Here is an 18,515-nt window from a genome sequence, read left to right as displayed (position 1 = left end):
TGTCCCTCATCATAACAAACGTGTGCAGAGCGCATCCGCTCGCTCACCGCGGCTCGTCGGTTCTGCTCTGGCACTGTCCTACCCAGCGGCCGGTCAATTCGCTGCTACCCTGTTCGCTCTTGATTACCTGGCGAAAGCTGCGACTGTCCGGCACCGTCAAGCTAATGTCCATGCGTTGCTCGCCGCTGGCCGTGGGGCAGGCGATAGCGTAGCGCACGAGTTCGCTGGTGCCGGCGCCCATATGGACGCGACATCCCTTTTCCTCCAATTTGCCGAGTTCCTTCTGCATATTGCGGATCGGATGCATGCAGCCTGCAGGTTTTTCCGGCACCGCGGTCTTCTCACCGTTTGCAAAGACGGCATTGACGCCGATTGTCCACTCCCCTTCCTCGATCGGCGGAAAAGGAACGGTGGCGCTCGCACCGCACGTCAGGTGCACCAGGGTGGCGCCAAGCAGGAACGGGAAGCGTGTTTTCATTGTTTGCCCTTGTATGTGATTGTATTGGAGCGTGGCAGTGCCGGGGCACCGCCGCGCCAGTAAGCAGCGCGCGTTACCGATCATGCATCGTATGCGCGCCGCTCTTCGTGGCCCCGATTATCCTCCGCAGGCCTGGGCGAGCTGGGCATCGGTCGCCGTGCCCGTCGGCAGAATCGTGCCGTCATACGTGGACTGGTTCAAGCCGCCGAGATAGTTGCGGCGCTTGGCCGTCGCGCAGGTGTTATCGAAGTCCGGGATCGTGCCGAGACCGAAACTGCTGAGCTGGGCACGCAGGGCACTGATTTTATTTCCGTCGTCGTGGATCTGATTCCAGTTGCGCAGGAAGTCGGTGAGGTCGCCGAACTTGATCGGCTGTCCGGTCGCGGCGTTCGTGGCGCTGCCGCCCCCGAACTGCTGCATCTTGGCGAACACTTCCTTTTCCATCGTGTAGGTGCGCGCTTCATTCTGGTCCCAGATGCCGATCTCCCTGATGAAGGCCGGATTCTCCGGAATGATCACCGTATGATTGTAGGTCAGGTCCGGACTGTGGCCCCACCACAAGTGGCCGGTATTCAAATTCAGCCGGATCGGTGAATTGTCCTGCGTGCGGTGAGCAAACGTGTCCTCGAAAGCGTGCAGGTACTCCCCGAAGAACTGCGCTTTCGCACAGGCCGTCGGTGCCCGGTTCGAGGCATTCATCAACCTTGTCAACTGCGGATTGCTCGGGTTCTCGTAACGCCGCTTGATATAGCTGTCCAGGTCCATGCCGGTGGCAAGCAGGAAGGCTTTCTCGGCAAGCGTGCGCGGCGGATCGTAGTCGAAGGGGTTGAGCCAATCCGGGCTGGAGGTCGTGAAGTGGTACTTCTGCAGGCGGTTGCGCGCATCGCTGGTCAGCGGATTATTGCTCTGGATGGGCGCATTCTCGTCCATCGGCCAGGTGTCGGGGTCTTCGTCGATATGCTGCGTGGCCTGCGCGATCGTCAGCGCCGTGTCGAAGTCGATGCCGGCCACCCGTGCCAGGAAGAAGGTCATGTAATAGTGGACTTCGATCGAATACAGGCCCAGCGGATCGGTATTGCCAAGCGGGTTCCCTTCCGCATACGCGAACGGGTTGATGCCGCCGGCCAGTCCCATCGGGTCCGGCGTCGTATAGCGCCCCAACGCCGGGTCGTAGTCGCGGAAGTAGTTCTGATTCAGGCCGGTCTCGGCGTCGAACACCTGCCCCGGCAGGCGCAGCTTCATCTCGAAAGCCTTGCCGTTCGCGGCGTTCATGCTGGCGTGAACCACCGTCGCCTGGCCGAAAGGAGTCACCTTGCCTTGCCAGACGATGTCCTGGCCCGCGTCCGTCACCGCCTGCGGCGTGCCCAGGTGGTCGGTGTGGATGGCATAGATCGCGGCGGCGCTGCCCGAGGCCGATGGCTGCTGGCCACGCGATGCGCCAAGCGCGCGGATACGCTGCCAGAGCCGGCTGAACACACCCGTCTCCTGGCGCATGTCCACCCTGGCCACCGGCTTGCCGTCCAGGTAAAGATAGTGGGCGACGATGTGGCCCTCGCCGTCGGCTTCGGCCGCCAGGCGCTGGTCGCGGTACAGGCTGTACGTGGTCGTGCCCCTGGCCTGCGCAGGCAGGGCCGTGCGCACGATCCCTGCAGGCTGGGCCGCGGGATACACGGTCTTGGCAAAGCGCTCGCCCTGCACATTGTAGGCATAGGCCGCCACCAGGCGGTCGGCGCCATCGTAGACCGCCATCGGACGGTTGGCGATATCGTAGGCGATGCGGCGGCTGGCGGGCTGGGATTGCGCCGCGGCGTTCGTCAGGCCAGAGGCGGTGAAACCGATGCGGGCGAATGGTGCGCCGCCGGCACGGTACAACCAGGCGCTCTCGAACAGGTTGGCCGTACCCTTGTCCAGGCGTTCGTGCAGGGAGCCGGTTCCGCTGTCGGCCAGCGGGCGGGTCAGGCCGACCAGGCGGTTGGTACCGGGTGCGTACAGGTAGGCACGCGTGCCGCCCGCGTCGCCAACGGACGCCCCGCTGGAGGCAACACGGCTCACGGCCGACGCGTGCCACTCTTCGATACGGTTGCCGCCCTTGTCGTAGGCATAGCGGGCAGAAGGCGCATCGCCCGTGCCCACATCCGTCAGGCGGTCGAGGGCGTCGTAGCCGTAGTGTTCCGCCACGCTGCGCGCCGGCAGCGCGCCGGCCTGGCCCAGCTGGCGGCCGATCTGCACCAGGCGGCCGGCACGGTCGTAGCGGTTCTCCTGCGCGTAGATCGCGCGCGCCTCCTGCTTGCTGCTGCCACCGAACCAGGTGCGCGCCTTCGCCATCCAGCCTTCAGCAGCGACGGCCGTGCCGATCGCGCGCACCGCGGTGATGCGCCCGCCCGCGTCGCGCTCGATCGTCTGGCGCACACCATTGCCCGACTCGAAAGCCGTGATCCCGGTCGGGCCGCGCGCGATGTTCGCCACCACCGGTTCGTCATCGAAGTACATGGCTTTCAGCATGCCGTTCTTGTCGCCGTAGCGGTAGCGCAGCACGTGGCCGTCCGGCAGCACCTGGGTGCTCAGGCGGCCAGCCTCGTCGTAGGTGCTGGTGGTCACGAAGCGCAGGCCCACGGTGTCGTTCTTGACGTCGGCTTTCGCGAACCAGCGATTTTCTTCCAGCACCTGGCCGAAGGCGTCGTAGCGGTAGCTGGTGCGTTCGGTGGCGTGTTCGGGTTTGCCGTCCGGCGTCGCAACGATCTCGACCAGGCGGCGTCCGACATAGCGGTAGCGGGTCAGTTCCGGCACCGCGGTGGTGCCGACGGCAATCACGTGGCCCTGCACGTCGTAGCGGTAGCGGGTGTCGTGTCCGCGCGCATCCGAACGCACCAGCATCCGGCCGGCCGCGTCGTGCAGATACAGCGTCACGCCGCGGTCGGGATTCGTTTCCAGCATCGGGCGGCCGAAATCGTCGTAGCGGCGCAGCGTTTTCACGCCGTTGGGGTCGGTCAGCTGGACACGGCGGCCGCGGGCGTCATAAACGTAGTTGATCGATGCGGCGTTGGGCGTGCCGGCCGCGTCGGTGCGGCCGGTCAGCATGCCGTTCTCGTCGTAGCTGAAGCGCGTGGCAACGCCGAGGGGATTGGTGATCTCCGCCACCGTTCCGGCCGACGTGAAGCTTGCGTTCGCAACGACGCCAAGGCCATCCTCCATGCCGGCGACGCGCCCATGCTCGTCGAGGCGATAGTGGGTGAGGCCTGCCCGCTCGCCATCGGCGCGGCGTACGGCGGCAAGGATGCGCCGCCCTTCGCTGTTGTATGCGGCCTCGACAGCGCTGCCGTCCGGCAGCAGCTTGCGCGTCATGCGTCCGGCGGCGTCATAGGTGAAACGGCTGCTCAGTTCACCCGGCAGCGTCGCTTCTATTAACCGGCCGTTCAGGTCGTAGGTGTAGCGCATCGTCTGCGACAGGACTGGCCCGCCGTCCGCAGGTGTGCCTTCCACGCGCATCTCTTCGGGCTGGCCGCGCCAGTTGTAGCGCACGCGCACCATCTGCACGCCCGACGGATCGGTGAAACGCGTAACGGTGGGGCGCAGCGCGGCGTCGCGCTCCAGTACTTCGGTGACGGGGCCGCCGGGCGCCTCCGTGCGCAGCGCCAGCTTGGTGCGCGCGTCAAAACGCGTGCGGGTAATGTCGCTGTTGAGCGGACCGGGGTTGGTCGCCGCGTTCGCCAGCGGGCCGTCGATCTCGACACGCTGGCCGTAGCCGTCATAGCGGTAGCGCAGCGTCCGCGCGATGGTGCCGGCCGAGGCGTTGCCCTCCAGCGTAGGCATATGGCCCTCTTCGCTGATCTCGGTAGGCAGCCCGGCCAGCACGGCGCTGTCGGCATACTTGATCGTGGTGACGTACTCCTTGCCCGGCACCACGCTCGGACGGACGATGCGCGCCGGCCAGGGCTTGTCGCCCTCGTATTCGTAACGCATCTTCACCTTGCCCGGCAACGATCTGCCATTCACAAAAGAATAGCTGATCAGCTGGCGCGCACGCCCCTGGGCGTCGTACTGCGTGCCCTCTGCCGACAGTACTGTGCCCTTTTCGTCGAGCATCATGCTTGCCGTCACGCGGCCTTCGGCGTCGTAGCCGTAGCGCACATTGGTCTCGCCACAGGTGGCGCAGCCGGCACCGAGCGCCTCGAGCAGGCGGTACTGGCCGCCGATGATCGCATAGCGGTAGACGGTCTTTTGCCCCAGACTGTTGGTTAGCGTGGTGCTGCCGGCACCGTGCTCGAGCGTGATCTGCTGCACGCCGGTGCCTTCGGCCAGGCGCGCAGGTTGCAGGACCTTGCCGTCGGCTCCGCGTGCCAGGCGCGCCGGATAGCCTTTCACGCTCAGGTTGCCTTTACCGTTGTCGTCATAGCCGTAGGTCGACACGCGCTGCCAGTCGGCCTTGCCGCGGGCATTCGTCGCCAGTTCGCTGATGCCGGTCAGGTAGGTCGGGAACTTCGCATTTTCGTAGTGGTAATAGCGCGCGCCGGTCGGCATGTCCACTTTGACCAGGTTGGCCAGTAGCGTGTTGGCCGATACCTCGGCGCCTTTGGGCAGTGGGCTGCCGTAGCGATAGTGGAAAGTGCCGACCGGGCTGACGATGCTCTGCACGCCGCGGAAGGCGTTACCGGCCTGGCTCTGTGCCTTGTCGAGGTATTGCAGCTGCAGCCGGCGCCCCTGCGGATCGGTCACGCTCACCAGCATGCCGCGCGCGTCGTGCTGCAGGCTGACGAACTGGCCGCCCGGCGCCAGGATCTGCACCAGTTTGCCGCGGCTGTCGAAACTCAGTTCGCGTCCATTGGTCCAGTGCCAGACGTATTCTTCGCCCTTGGGTGTCTTGCGTACGACGACCTTGCCGTCGGATGGATTGGTGCTGGCGCAGAGGGATGGATCGCGCGCGTCGCGGTTGAAAATGATGCGGCTGCCGTCCGCCTGCACGATCTGCACGGTGCGGCCGACAACGTACAGGTCGGTCTCGTAGGACAGTTTCCAGCCGCGCCCCAGCAGGTTCGTGGAGGCGCCGGGACCGCTGATCGAACTGTTGTAGTGGCGGACGATTTCCAGCCCAAGCACGCCCGGCAGCGGCGCCATGTCGACTTCGCGCTGGTACTTGTTGCCGGTGATGATGTTGATCGGATTACCGGCGCCGACGTTGATTTCGCCGTTGCCACTGCCGGGGTTCGTTGCCGGGCCCGGTGCGGCACAGGGGGAGCCGCTGTTGCCGGGTCCGCAGGTGCCGGGTGGATGGGTGCCGGGCGGCGTTGTGCCCGGCGGCGTGAACGGTGGCGTCGGCGTGCCGGGTACGCAGCTCATGTTGACGCCGCAGCCGGAAGGCGGGTCGATGCCCGGGATGCCGGCGTGCGCAAGCTCGGCGCCGCCGGAGAACAATAATGCGGACAGCGCCGTGTGAACCAGGGCTTTGATTGAAGTGGTTGTCGACATAATCTTTTTCTTAAAAACTCATGCGTTGCGCTTGTGGGCATGCCGGCACAGTGCACGCCCTCCCCTTTTATCGGACATTCGCTCAGCCGATGTCCGCTTCTGGACTACTTGTTACCTTGCTTCCCAAACCGCTTGTGATTCCAGGGCGACGTCAGTCGTCGCGATACCGTGCGCGCTGCCCCCATAGGGACACCTTCCATTCACCGCTCGTCTCTCGCTGCATGTCGAGCGTTTCCGCGTGCTCGGGCTTGTTGGCGAATACGGAGTCGAAAACGATGTGGACGCAGTCACCGTCCGGCACCACCAGGAATTCCGACCTTCGAATCTTGCGCGACGCGAGTCGTCCGAGCGGTGCGCGCAGTTCCTGCAATACCCGCGCCGTGTGCTCGCGCGTGTAATCGGCTTTCCAATAACTGGACGCCGCATCCCAGCTCTCGCCGTAACGCCCGGCATCGAGCAGGCGCAGCCAGTCCAGCGCGGCCTGCTGGGCCCTGGCGACGTCCTCGGCGTGGTCTGGTGCAGCAGTGGCGGTTGAGACCAGGAGCACGAGCATCCAGACAAGGGCAAGCAGCTTTTTCATGTGTTCTTTCAAATGGACGATGCCGCGGCGCGACTCCCCGGACACCGCACGACTGCCAGTACCACGGCTGCTATTGAACATTCCTGTCACTGCTTAGCCGGCCTGACATCGACCGTGCTTTTCTCGTCCAGCTTTCGATACAAACCGGCCTTGCCCTCGATGGTATTGCCTTCCAGGACAACACCTGCGGAATTCTTGAACATCATCGCGACTGCATTGTTCGTTGCGCCCTTGATGACGAAGCGGTTGTTGCGAATGACCGCATCGCGGCCGTCTTCCACGTACAGCGCGGCCTGCGGCTCATCGCCTCCTTTTAGCCCTCCAGCGTCTGCTGAAAGCATGCGACCTGCAAGATCGAGCGCAACATTGGACGCACCTACGTTTATCAATGCGATACGTGTGCCGAATCTTTCTCCATGGATATATAAATCCGTGGACTGACGATATTATCCGTGAGGCAGTAAGTGCCAGGTATCAGAATATCTTTAGCCAAAACGAACTCGATCTGCTCTAGATCCGTCCTCTCTATCGGCCGGCAGGTGTTTTGCGCGTGAGAGTAAGGCAAGATACTGCACAACAGCGAGAACACTACAAAACTACAGATCTTCATCATAGGCAGGCAGATGCTGGAGATATGACCTTGTGATCTTTTTCTGTAAGCTGGTTGTCGTTGTCGTCGCTGCCTGTAAGAGGGCATCATTTCAGGGTGTAGGTCGAGTCACCGTTGGCACGCACTTTCTGGTCGAAACCCTTGAACGTGTTGCCTTCAATGCGCACGTCTTTTGAGTCGAGCAAGTTGATTGCCGCCGGTGCGCGGGTGAAGAGACCTCCTTTAAAGATGAAAGTGTTGTTGCGTACGACAGCGCCATGCGCATCCCGCAACTTCAGCACTGCGTCAAAAGCACCAGTTTCACCCTTGCCATGCACGACAAACGTGTTATTTTCGATAACCGCATTTGGCCCAAACTGGAACACAGCCACCCTGCCGGCGACTTCGATCACACTGTCTCGGAGGACATTGTTACGCCCACCGACATCCACACCACGCCAACCCGCGTGGATCACCATCTTTTCTATCACATAGTTGGTTTCGCCATAGGTAGGACTGCGCCCATCGACCGTCTGAGACGATGGTATATCTTCGCACTTGATGATACCAATGGGACATTGACGCTTTCCAAGATTAAGCGGCGTGCTATCTGCGCGAAATGAAATACCGCGATTAGCCTTGGTATTGCCAGGAACGGCAATGAAGCCGTTCCGGACCGCCACGCCTACCCTACCCGAGCGATTTTCGATACCGACCATTTCCTCAGCTTCCGCAGTTAGCCGATGCCCACCTAATTCAATGCGATAATTGATAGCTCCACCTGTTGCCTCCATATTGCCTTCGGGCGACTGCGAGATGCTGATCAATCCTTCGCCATCAAATGCCTTGAACGTTCCGGAGTGCACGTCGAATCGCTTAACCGCATTAATATCTTGCCGAAGACAGTATTCTCCAATCGCTTTGACATATCCCCTCACCTCTTGCGGATGCCCGTTGTAGATCGGTAGGGATACGCAATCAGAAGCTCCAGCAATTGCCTCGGGGTTTGCAAAAGCCAACACAAACAACATTCGCAATGCCCTCCCCAACTTATTCGTCCCTGTAGGCTTCATCTTCTCACTCAAAAATGTATTAACCGGTGCAAAAGCATCAAGGGTTGCAAGTCGGCAGGATCGTGCCTTGGTACAATTTTTGATCCAAAGCATGCCCATTCGCGTCGCACAAATACTTGTTCCGATTAGCCAAGCCGTCGGTCTTTGAATATACCCCTTTGTAAGGCGCACCAGGATTGGTCCAATTCACCTCTGTAACGCCCCATTCATTCAACTTAGACTGAAGTAACTGAATTTTATCGCTTTCGGCTGGATTTAACTTGTTATAACCGTTACCAAAGGCACCTTCATGTTCATGAATGTCGTTAAACTCTTTTAAAAACGACTCGAAATCCGCGTCAAACAATGTCTTCGCGGCTCCTGTACCACCGATGTTCTTCATCCGGACATACATCTCTCTTTCCATTTGCAAAGTGCGCGCCTCATTGGAGTCCCAATTAAATCCTCCAGGCCCACCAAGTGAGTAGTGGTCATAGGTATAGTCCGGATTACTACCGTACCCGCCGTGTCCAATCCCTACTTCCAGCGGAAATGGCATATTGTTTGAGTCGCGGTGTGCAAAGCTATCGGCGAAAGAATGCAAAAACTCTCCCATCAGTTGCAACCTAGCACCGCGTTTGCACGCGACTTTTTCGTCGAACTGACTAAGTTCCGCAGCATTTTCGAGACGATTTAATTGTGCGTTAAGAGGAATATTGATATACGCCGGGCTATCCGGCGGATCGCCGTAATGTCCCAATTGCCCATCGAGCTTCCCGGTAGCGGGGTCTACATGCGATTCCACTGCTGTGAAGTGATAGGTCAGCAATCTGGTACGGTGATCGTCGCTCAGGAAATGGTCGAGGTTCATCGGCTCGGTGTCTTCATTATCGTCGACAAATTGCGCTGCCAGGGCCACGATCCGCGCCTCCTCCGGTGTCAATCCTGCAGCAATCCCCAGAAACATCGTCATGTAATAGTGAATGTCGCTCTGATACAAGCCCAGCGGATCGATCCGGGTAAGCGGATTTGACCCAACGTACACGTACGGATTGATGCCACCCTCGAGCCCCAGCGGATCAGGGGTCGTATATCGCCCCAGCTCCGGATCGTAATCGCGGAGATAGTTCTGCGACAGCCCCGTCTCCGCGTCATACACCTGCCCCGGCATGCGCAGGTTCATCTCGAAAACATTGCCGCTGCCAGCCGACAGAGCCGCGTGCAGGATCTGCGCCTTGCCGAATGCCGTGGTGCTGGCCTGCCAGACGATCTGCTGGGCACTGTTGCTGACTGCCTGCGGCGTGCCGAGGTGGTCGGTATGAATGGCATAGACATGGGCGACACTGTCCTGGCCGCCGAACAGCGACTTGCGCAGACTATGCAGCCAACCGACGTCTGGCGACATCTCGATCTTGGCGAGCGGCTTGCCGTGCAAGTAGATGTAGTGAGTACGGATGTGGCCTTCGCTGTCCGCTTCGGCGGCAAGGCGCTGGTCGCGATAGAGACTGTAGGTGGTAAGGCCCTTTGGGCTTGCGACGGCTGAAGTGCGCACAAAGCCGGGTGCCGACGCGGAGGCCGCGTACACCGTCTTTGCGGACCGCTCGCCATTCGCGTTGTAGCGATAAGCGGCGACCAGTTTGCCATCAGGGCCATAGACCGCGATCGGCCTGCGCGCAGCGTTGTATTCGATGCGGTTGCTGCGTCCCTGCACGATGCCGGGCTGGCCCAGCGTCGGCATGAAGCCGATCCGCGCCATCGGTACGCCGCCGGGGCGGTAGAACAGGCCGGTTTCCGCGACCTGGCCACCCGCGCCGTCCGCCGCGCGTGCCGTGCCCAGGAGGCGGTTGCTGCCCTCCGCGTACAGGTAGGTACGTGTGGCGGGTGCCTGGCCAGCTTTGCCGGCGTTCACCTGGGTCAGCACCGGACCGCCCTGCTCCGCAGTGCGATTGCCGCCCTTGTCATAGGTGTACCTCAGGGTGGCGCCGTGTCCGTCTGCGACGGTGGTCAACTGGTCGCGTGCGTCATAGCCGTAGTTCTCGGCAAGGGTCTGCGCAGCACGCGGTCCGGTCGCACCGAGCTGGCGCATTATCGCCGTAAGGCGGTCCGCCGCATCATAGCGATTGGCCTGGCTGTACAGCACCCGCGGCGCCGCTGCTTCCTTGCCGAACCAGGCCATCACGCGCGTCCACCAGCTGGTTTCGCCCGTGGCGCGGCCAACGGCTGCAAGTTCGGTCATGCGTCCACGCGCGTCGAGTGCGATGCGTTGCTGCACGCCGTTCGCATGCGTGTAACCCGTCAAGCCGCCGGCCACGCTCTGCTGGATGTCGGTGACGAGTGCTTCGTCGTCGAACAACACGGCTTCCAGCTGGCCGCCGTTCGTCGCATAGCGATAGGCCAGGCTGTGGCCGTCCGGCAGCGTCTGGCGCAGCAGGCGTCCCGCTTCGTCGTATTCGCTGGCGGTGACGAACTCCAGCGGCGCCTGGCCCGGGGCTGCGTCAACACGCGCCATGATGCGGCGCTCCTCGAGAACCTGGCCGACGGCGTCATAGCGGAACAGGGTGCGCTCCGTTGCATGCTCGGCCTTGCCGTCGGGCGTGGCCAGGACTTCCATCAGCCTGCGGCCCAGGTAGCGGTACTGCATCAGGCCGGCGATCTTGTCCGAGCCGGCGCTCAGCATGTGTCCCTGCAGGTCGTAGGTGAAACGCGTGGTCGTACCGCGGCCGTCCGAACGCACGATCAGGCGCCCTGCGGGGTCGTAGTAAAACAGGTCGATGCCACGGTCGCCGTTGACCTCGAACATCTTGCGGCCGAAGTCGTCATACCGGCGCAGGGTGGTCACGCCTTTGGCGTCCGTTACCTTGATCTGCTTGCCGTTCACATCGTAGGCAAAGCCGATGGTGCTGGCGTCGGCGGTGCCCGCGGCGATGGTCGCGCTGGTCAGCTGGCCATAGGCGTCGTAGTCGAATTGTGTACCGATCCCGAGGGCATTGGTCAGCCGAGCGACCTGGCCGGCGTCGGTATAGGAAACGCTTCCCTGGGCGCCCAGCCCGTCGCCAGTCGCGGCGACGCGGTTGCCTGCGTTGAAGTCGAATTGCGCCCGGCCAGTTAGCTGGTCCTGGGCAGTGTAGGTGGCTGCTTCCTGCTGGCGGCCTTCGGTGTCCACCGCGGCGACCAGCTTGCTGCCGTCGGGGAGGATGCGGTGCGTGATGCGGCCGGCAACGTCGTAGATAAACCGGCTGATGAGATTGCCCGGCTGGGTCACGCTGAGCAGGCGACCGTTCGGGCCGTAGCTGTAGCGGATGGTGCGCGACTGTGCGCCGCTGCCGTCGGCCAGCGCGCTGTCGATGCGCACCTCTTCGGGCTGGCCGCGCCAGTTGTGGCGGATGGAGACGGTCTGACTGCCGGCCGCGTCAACGGTGCGGGTTGCGGTCAGGCGCAGCGCAGTGTCGCGCTCCAGGAACTCGGTAACGACATTGCCTGGCGCGACCGTGCGCAGCGGCATCTTGGTGCGGGCGTCATACACGGTGCGGCTGATGTCGCTGTTCGAGGGATCGGCCTTGCCGGCTGCGTTCGGCAAGGGCCCGTCGACCTCGACGCGCTGGCCGTAGCCGTCGTAGCGATAGCCGATGCGGCGTTCGATGACGCCGGCAACGCCCGTGCCTTCATAGGTCGGCAGGAAGCCGCGCTCACTGATCGATGCGGGCATGCCCTGCGCAGCGCCCGCTTCCACGTAGGCGATCTCGGTCACGACTTCTTTTCCCGGGACCACGCTAGGCCGGATGATGCGCGCCGGCGACTCGCTGTCGCCCGCGTACTCGAGGCGCATTTTCAATTTGCCGGCAAGCGCCTTGCCGTTCGCGTAAGCATAGTTCACCACCATGCTTGGACGCCCTTGTGCGTCGTAGCGCGTGCTTTCGGTCGACAGCGGAACGCCCTTCACGTCGAGCTTCGTGGTCGCGACCAGGCGCCCGTCCGCATCATAGCCATAACGCACATTCGACTCGCCACAGGTCACGCAGCCGGCGCCGATCGCTTCGAGCAGGCGATACTGGCCGCCGATGATAGCGTGGCGATAGACGGTTTTCTGGCCAAGGCTGTTCGTGAGCGTCGTCATGCCGGCGCCGTGCTCGAGCGTGATCTGCTGCACGCCGGTGCCTTCGACCAGGCGCGCAGGCGACACCGGTTTGCCGTCGGCACCACGCGCCAGACGTGCAGGGTAGCCCTTCACGCTCAGGTTGCCCTTGCCGTTGTCGTCGTAGCCGTAGGTCGATACGCGCTGCCACGCGACCTTGCCCGCCTCGTTCGCGGCCAGTTCGCTGATACCTGTCAGGTAGGTCGGGAATGCCCGGCTCTCGTAGTGGTAGTAGCGCGCACCCGTCGGCATCTCCACCTTGACCAGGTTCGCCAGCAGCGTTTTGGCCGGTACATCGGCGCCCTTCGGCACCGGGCTGCCGTAGTGGTAGCGGAAGGTGCCGACCGGGCTGACGATGCTCTGCACGCCGCGGAAGGAAATCCCGTCTGCGCTTTGCGCCTTGTCGAGGTATTGCAGCTGCAGGCGCCGCCCCTGCGGGTCCGTCACGCTCACCAGCATGCCGCGCGCGTCGTGCTGCAGGCTGACGAACTGGCCGCCCGGCGCCAGGATCTGCACCAGCTTGCCGCGGGAATCGAAACTCAGTTCGCGGCCATTGGTCCAGCGCCAGACGTACTCTTCGCCCTTGCTGGTCTTGCGCGTGACGATCTTGCCGTCGGCGGGGTTGTTGCTGGCGCAGAGCGACGCGTCGCGCGGATCGCGGTTGAAGATGATGCGGCTGCCGTCGGCCTGCACGATCTGCACAGTACGGCCGACCACGTACAGGTCGGTCTCGTAGGACAGCTTCCAGCCACGTCCGACCAGGTTGGTGGAGGCACCCTGCCCGCTCATCGAGCTGTTGTAGTGGCGGACGATCTCCAGCCCGAGCACGCCCGGCAGCGGCGCCATGTCGACTTCGCGCTGGTACTTGTTGCCGTTGATAATGTTGATCGGGTTACCGGCGCCGACGTTGATCTCGCCGTTGCCGGCGCTGGGGTTGACGGCCGCACCGGCCGCCGAGCAGGTTGCGCCGCCATTGCCCGGACCGCAGGTGCCGGGCGGATGGGTGCCCGGTGGGGTGGTGCCAGGCGGGATGATCGGCGGAGTTGGCGTGCCGGGGCAGCTCATGGTGACGCCGCAGCCGGAAGGCGGATCGCCGAAGCCAGGTATCCCCTCGGCACTCACGAGCTGCGTACCGCCAGTGAGCAATAGAGCGGACAGCAATGCCTTCCGCGTGGCTTTCGAAACGTTCGTCTTGGACATGGATAACTTTTATAAGAATGCAGGCGAGCGCCAACCGCAGGCTTCCCGGCCTGCGGGCGCACTATACAAATTGTCGTGTCAGATCTTGCGGGTAGTCGGTTCAGCCAGCCGGGCAGACCGGGCAGTCTGCTCCGGTGCATGGGGTCCCTGGATCGACCGGCTCCGGCGGTGGGTTGCAACCGATGCCGCTGCAGTTCGGCGGCGGGTCGGTGCCTTCCGGCGGGTCGCCGGGGTTGGTCGGGGTGCCGCCGTTACCGGCGCCGGGCGCGCTGATCGGATCGCCTTCGATGGCGTCACTCTGCATGTGCAGCGTCACATTGGACACCACGGGAATCCTGTCCTGCGCCACCATGGCCGTGTACAGGGCATCGGTATGCGGATCGCGCGCCTTCAGCCAAGCCTTGAACACGGTCTTGACGATCGGAATCTTCATTTCATAGCCGTGCATGATGCGCAGCTTGATCAGGTTTGCGTCCTGGACGGTCTGGCCCGAGTTGCCGCCCACGTTGTGGTCCTTGAACGCCAGGCCGCTGTTTGGGATCACCCGCTTGCCGTTGGTCTGGTATTTGGCCATCAATGCCGGGTTATTGCCCCAGTCCATGAAGCTTTCCTTGGTCGGATTGATGAGTTCGACCTTGGAAAAAGCCGCCACGTCCGCCGTGGCCTTGCCCAGGGATTCGGCCAGCTCGGCGGCGTTGGTGCCACCACCATACACGGGTACCAGCGCCTTGATATAGGCGGTCTTCACCTTTGTGATCGAAGCATTGCCGAGGCTGCCTGCCCGGGCTGCCATGAAGGCTGCATGGTTGAGCTGGTTCTTCGCGAAGAACAGCATGCTGTATTGCAGTACCGCCAGGCCGATCAGCGTCAGGATAGGCCCAACGATCACGAATTCGATCATGGCCGAGCCTCGCTGGGCGCTGGCCCGCGCGGTCACCGGCACAGCCTGCACCACCTCGGCCGAGCCCAGGCTCGAATGCAGCAATCGGTCACCCGTGCGCACACCCAGCCGCGCGATGCTGCCCGCAGCCAGCTCCAGCGTATGGCGCGCGCGCGTACGACTGGCCGTTCTCGTCGCGCCCGCTGTAGCTGACGCTGGCGCGCCACGGCTTCAGGTGCGGCACGCACTTGAGCACCCTGCCCTCGCCGTCCAGATACACGACATCGATGGCCTGGCGCATGAAGGCGCAGTGCACGCTGTCGCATTTCGTGATCAGCAAGCCGCCGTTTTCGGGCAGCTGCGGTGCCAGCATCAGGCCGCGCAGGCGGCGCCAGAAATTGTTGGCCACGGCGATGTCGAGCGTATGGATTCCGCTGCCCGTCTGCAGGCGGAACGGCTCTTCTTTGGAACGTTCGCGATTACCTGTCATCCTAGAGTCCCTCGTGCATGAATTTCATGGCGATTGGAAAGAAAAGCACGATAAACGTGCACGGAAAAATGAAAGCGATCAGGGGGAACAGCATCTTCACCGGCGCTTCCATGGCCAGCTTTTCGGCGCGCAGGAAGCGTTCGGTACGGCGCTGGTCGGCCTGGGCGCGCAGCACCGGGCCCAGGTTCATGCCCATCAGTTCGGCCTGGATCACGGCGGTGGTGAAGCTCGTGACGTTCGGCTCGTTCAGGCGGTCGGACATGGCGCGCAGCGAGTCGCCGCGGTTCTTGCCGGCGCGGATGTCGCGCAGCACGCGCTGGATTTCATCGCGCAGCACGCCGCGCGGGCCCTTCTCCACCGACTGGATCATGGCGCCCTGCATGTTCAGGCCGGCCTCCACGCACAGCGTGATGATGTCGAGGTAGAACGGCAAGGACTTCAGCAGTTCGCTGCGGCGGCGCGCGAGCGTGTCGCGCAGCCACAGGGCCGGGTACAGGTAGCCCAGCAGTGCGCCGACGGCGCCGACCTCGAAATAGTTCGACAGCGAGAAACCCTCCTCGCCCAGGTCGGCCTTGTCGAAGGAGCCGAAGATCCACCAGAACAGCAGGAAGCACAGCAGCGCGCCGACGAGGCGCGCGGCCACGAACTGTTCGGGCGAAATCGTGTACTCCAGGCCCGCCTTGCGCAGCTGCAGCAGCAGGGTCTGGTAGCGCTTGCCGCCGATGACCGGGCCCAGGAAGTGGGAAATCCAGTGCACCGGATACCACAACATCTTGAAACCCATTGGCGGCTCGTCCTTGTAGGAACGGTCTTCCTTCGGCACGTCGGCCAGCACGCGCGAGACCAGCCAGGCGACCAGCGCCACCGACAGGCCCACCGCCACGGCAAATCCGGCCACGACCAGGCCGGCATTCTTGAGAAGCATGCTTTCCATGATTTCCTTACACGTCGATCGCGATGATCTTCCGGATTACGTACACGCCCATTGCCTCGAGCACGGTCAGCACGGCCAGCGTGGCCCAGCCGATCCTGCTGTCCCAGAGGAAGGACATCGCTTCGGGTTCCATCTTGTTCAATACCAGCATCAGCCCGACCGGCAGCAGGCCCACCACCCATGCCTGCAGCTTGCCCTGCGCCGTCAGCGCCGCGATCTTGCCTTCCATTTGCAGGCGCGAACGGATCGTGTGCGCGGTGCGCTCGAGCGTCTCGGCCAGGCCGCCGCCGGTCTCGGTGGCGATGCGCATGGCGGAGACGACCAGCACCGTGGTCTGGGTCGGCACGCGGCGCGACAGGTTGTTCAGGCTCTGCTCGAGCGTCACCCCAAGGCGCTGCTCGCGCAGCAGCAGGGAGAACTCCTGCCCCAGGGGCGCCGGCGCTTCCGCCACCAATTGGGCGATCGCGGCCGACAGGCCGACACCCGCGCGCATGCCGCCCGAGAGCATCATCAGCGCGTCCGGCAGCTGGTGCTCGAACTTCTCCATGCGCTTGGCGCGCATGCGGGCGTACAGGAAGCGCGGGAAAAAGCCCATCATCAGCAGGACCGGGATGACCAGCAGCGCCTTGCCGGAGATCATCCAGACCAGGGCCGGCACCAGCACCATCATCGCCAGGTTGGCCACGAACAGCTTGCGGGCGTCGATGAAGAGGAAGAACTCCTGGGCCTGGAAGCGCGCGCGCTCGGTAAAGCTGGCGCGGTAGCGTGCCAGCGTCACGGTGCCCATGTCGATCAGGAACCAGGCCAGCAGCGCCGCCGCGACCGCGATGACAACCGTAAAGGCGATCAGGACTTCGTTGCTGTTCGAGCTCATGCGCGTCCATCCTGGGTCAGGGTGCCAGCCGGGCGCTCGGCATCGACGGGGTCGAAAATGCGCATGTCGAGGTCGGCCCCGGCGGCGCGCAACTCTTCGTAGAAGGTCGGTACCATGCCGCAGCCGGTGAAGTAACCCTGCACCTTGTTGCCGCCGTGGTCGCCGCCCGCGCCATAGCCCTTGTTGACGAACTTGAACAGCTCCTGGATCTGGATCTTGCCGCTTTCCATGCCGCTCAGCTCGGTGATGCTGGTGACCTTGCGCGAGCCGCAGGCAAAGCGGGTCTGCTGCACCACCATGTCCACCGCCGAGGTGATCTGCTCGCGAATGGCGCCGAGCGGCAGGTCCATGCCCGCCATCAGCACCATCGTTTCCAGTCGTGCCAGGCCGTCGCGCGGGGTATTCGCGTGCAGCGTGGTCAGCGAACCCTCGTGGCCGGTGTTCATGGCCTGCAGCATGTCGAGCGCCTCGGCGCCGCGGCACTCGCCGACGACGATGCGGTCGGGACGCATACGCAGCGTGTTCTTGACCAGGTCGCGGATGTGGACGGCGCCCTTGCCTTCCACGTTGGCCGGGCGCGACTCCAGGCTGATCAGGTGCTCGTGGTGCAGCTGCAGTTCCGCCGCGTCTTCCACGGTGATGATGCGCTCGCCCGCCGGAATGAAGTTCGACAGGATGTTCAGGAGCGTGGTTTTACCGGAACCGGTACCGCCCGAGACGATGATGTTCTTGCGCGCTTCCACGCAGATCTGCAGGAACTCGGCCATCTCCGGGCTGAGCGCGTCGAATTCGACCAGGTCTTCCACGGTGAGCTTGCGCTTGGCGAACTTACGGATGGTGAGCGTCGGGCCCTTCAGCGCCAGCGGCGGGATGATGGCGTTGACGCGCGAACCGTCCTTCAGGCGCGCGTCGACCATCGGCGAGGATTCGTCGATGCGGCGGCCCAGCGGCGCCACGATGCGCTCGATCACGCCCTGCACCGCGCGGTCCCCCGTGAAGGTCAGCGGGTGGCGCTGCAGGCGGCCCTTGCGCTCGACATAGATCTGGTCGAAGCGGTTGACCATGATCTCGGAAATGCTGTCGTCGGCCAGCAGTTCTTCCAGCGGGCCCAGGCCCACGGCCTCGTCGAGCACCTGCTTGCTCAGCAGGGCGCGGTCGAGTTCGCGCGGGATTTCCTCGTCGTGCAGGTCGATGATTTCCTGTACCAGCCCACCGGTCTCGGCGCGCAGCTGCGTGTCGCTCATGCGCGAGACGTCATGGCGGCGCAGGTCCATCGTTTCCAGCAGGTGCGTGTGGATGCGCTTGCGCCATTCGAATTCGAGCGCCTTCAGGCCCTCGACCGGGGCCAATACCATTGGATAATCAGCCGGCGCGTCGGCCGCTGCAGGGCGCGCAGGCACCGCTGCGCGCGCCGACTGTGCCTCGTGCTGGGCCTTCTCGGTGGCCACGCGCGCCGCCTGCAGGGCCTCGGTGGCGTTCTGGTTGCGGTAGGCGGCCGAGGTCGAACGCGAAGTGGGCGACGCCGCCTGGACGACGCCGCCGGCGTCGCCGATCTCCATCACGCGCAGTTTATAAGGGCCGACGCCGATAATGTCGTTGGCGGCCAGCGGACCGTGCTGGGTCTCGATGCGCTTTTCGTTGACGAAGACGCCGCCGAAGGCGCCCATGTCCTCGAGCAGCACGCCGCCCGGGGTCTTGAACAGGCGCGCATGCTCCTTGCCCACGCGCCAGCTGTTGAGGCGAATCTCGTTCTCGCGGGCCTTGCCGATGACGCTGTCATCGGGTACCTGGACCAGCTGCTGCGAGCCGTCCGGGCTGGTGATTTCTACTTGTAACATCGTGC

Annotated in this window: 11 protein-coding genes; all 11 read right to left on the bottom strand. The window is 63.5% G+C overall.

Translation table 11 applies throughout. From position 1 onward, the window contains the following. Positions 1-43: 43 nt before the first annotated feature. A complete protein-coding gene (locus G4G28_RS09920) occupies positions 44-478 on the bottom strand; it encodes a hypothetical protein (RefSeq protein ID WP_182988147.1) in 435 nt (144 codons plus the stop codon). 117 nt (positions 479-595) lie between these two features. Next, positions 596-5,941, bottom strand: a complete 5,346-nt coding sequence (locus tag G4G28_RS09915) for a DUF6765 family protein (RefSeq protein WP_183108295.1) — start codon at positions 5,939-5,941, stop codon at positions 596-598. A gap of 151 nt (positions 5,942-6,092) precedes the next feature. Beyond that, positions 6,093-6,521, bottom strand: coding sequence for a DUF4019 domain-containing protein (locus tag G4G28_RS09910; protein ID WP_182988145.1), 429 nt, complete (start codon positions 6,519-6,521; stop codon positions 6,093-6,095). Between the two features lie 86 nt (positions 6,522-6,607). Then, positions 6,608-6,862: a hypothetical protein gene (locus G4G28_RS09905; RefSeq protein WP_182988144.1), complete on the bottom strand. Its 255-nt coding sequence runs from the start codon at positions 6,860-6,862 to the stop codon at positions 6,608-6,610. Between the two features lie 355 nt (positions 6,863-7,217). After that, positions 7,218-8,276: a right-handed parallel beta-helix repeat-containing protein gene (locus G4G28_RS09900; RefSeq protein ID WP_182988143.1), complete on the bottom strand. Its 1,059-nt coding sequence runs from the start codon at positions 8,274-8,276 to the stop codon at positions 7,218-7,220. Next, complete coding sequence (locus G4G28_RS09895) at positions 8,221-13,494, bottom strand: DUF6765 family protein (protein WP_183108294.1); 5,274 nt, start codon at positions 13,492-13,494, stop codon at positions 8,221-8,223. Before G4G28_RS09895 ends, G4G28_RS09900 begins: the two co-directional genes overlap by 56 nt. 100 nt (positions 13,495-13,594) lie before the next feature. Further along, the gene (locus tag G4G28_RS09890; protein ID WP_183108293.1) at positions 13,595-14,479 is read right to left on the bottom strand and encodes a TadE/TadG family type IV pilus assembly protein; all 885 of its coding nucleotides are present in this window, start codon (positions 14,477-14,479) and stop codon (positions 13,595-13,597) included. 4 nt (positions 14,480-14,483) lie between these two features. Beyond that, on the bottom strand, positions 14,484-14,864 hold the full coding sequence (locus G4G28_RS09885) for a DUF192 domain-containing protein (RefSeq protein ID WP_183108292.1): 381 nt from the start codon (positions 14,862-14,864) through the stop codon (positions 14,484-14,486). A 1-nt stretch (position 14,865) separates the two neighbouring features. Then, positions 14,866-15,798, bottom strand: coding sequence for a type II secretion system F family protein (locus tag G4G28_RS09880; RefSeq protein WP_182988140.1), 933 nt, complete (start codon positions 15,796-15,798; stop codon positions 14,866-14,868). A gap of 7 nt (positions 15,799-15,805) precedes the next feature. Next, on the bottom strand, positions 15,806-16,672 hold the full coding sequence (locus G4G28_RS09875) for a type II secretion system F family protein (protein ID WP_183108291.1): 867 nt from the start codon (positions 16,670-16,672) through the stop codon (positions 15,806-15,808). Further along, on the bottom strand, positions 16,669-18,510 hold the full coding sequence (locus G4G28_RS09870) for an ATPase, T2SS/T4P/T4SS family (RefSeq protein WP_182988138.1): 1,842 nt from the start codon (positions 18,508-18,510) through the stop codon (positions 16,669-16,671). Before G4G28_RS09870 ends, G4G28_RS09875 begins: the two co-directional genes overlap by 4 nt. Positions 18,511-18,515: the final 5 nt, after the last annotated feature.

It is taken from the genome of Massilia sp. Dwa41.01b (assembly GCF_014171775.1).
GTDB lineage: Bacteria > Pseudomonadota > Gammaproteobacteria > Burkholderiales > Burkholderiaceae_D > Telluria.
Note: the sequence above shows the minus strand (reverse complement) of the source record. Positions and strands in the feature narration are given on the sequence as shown.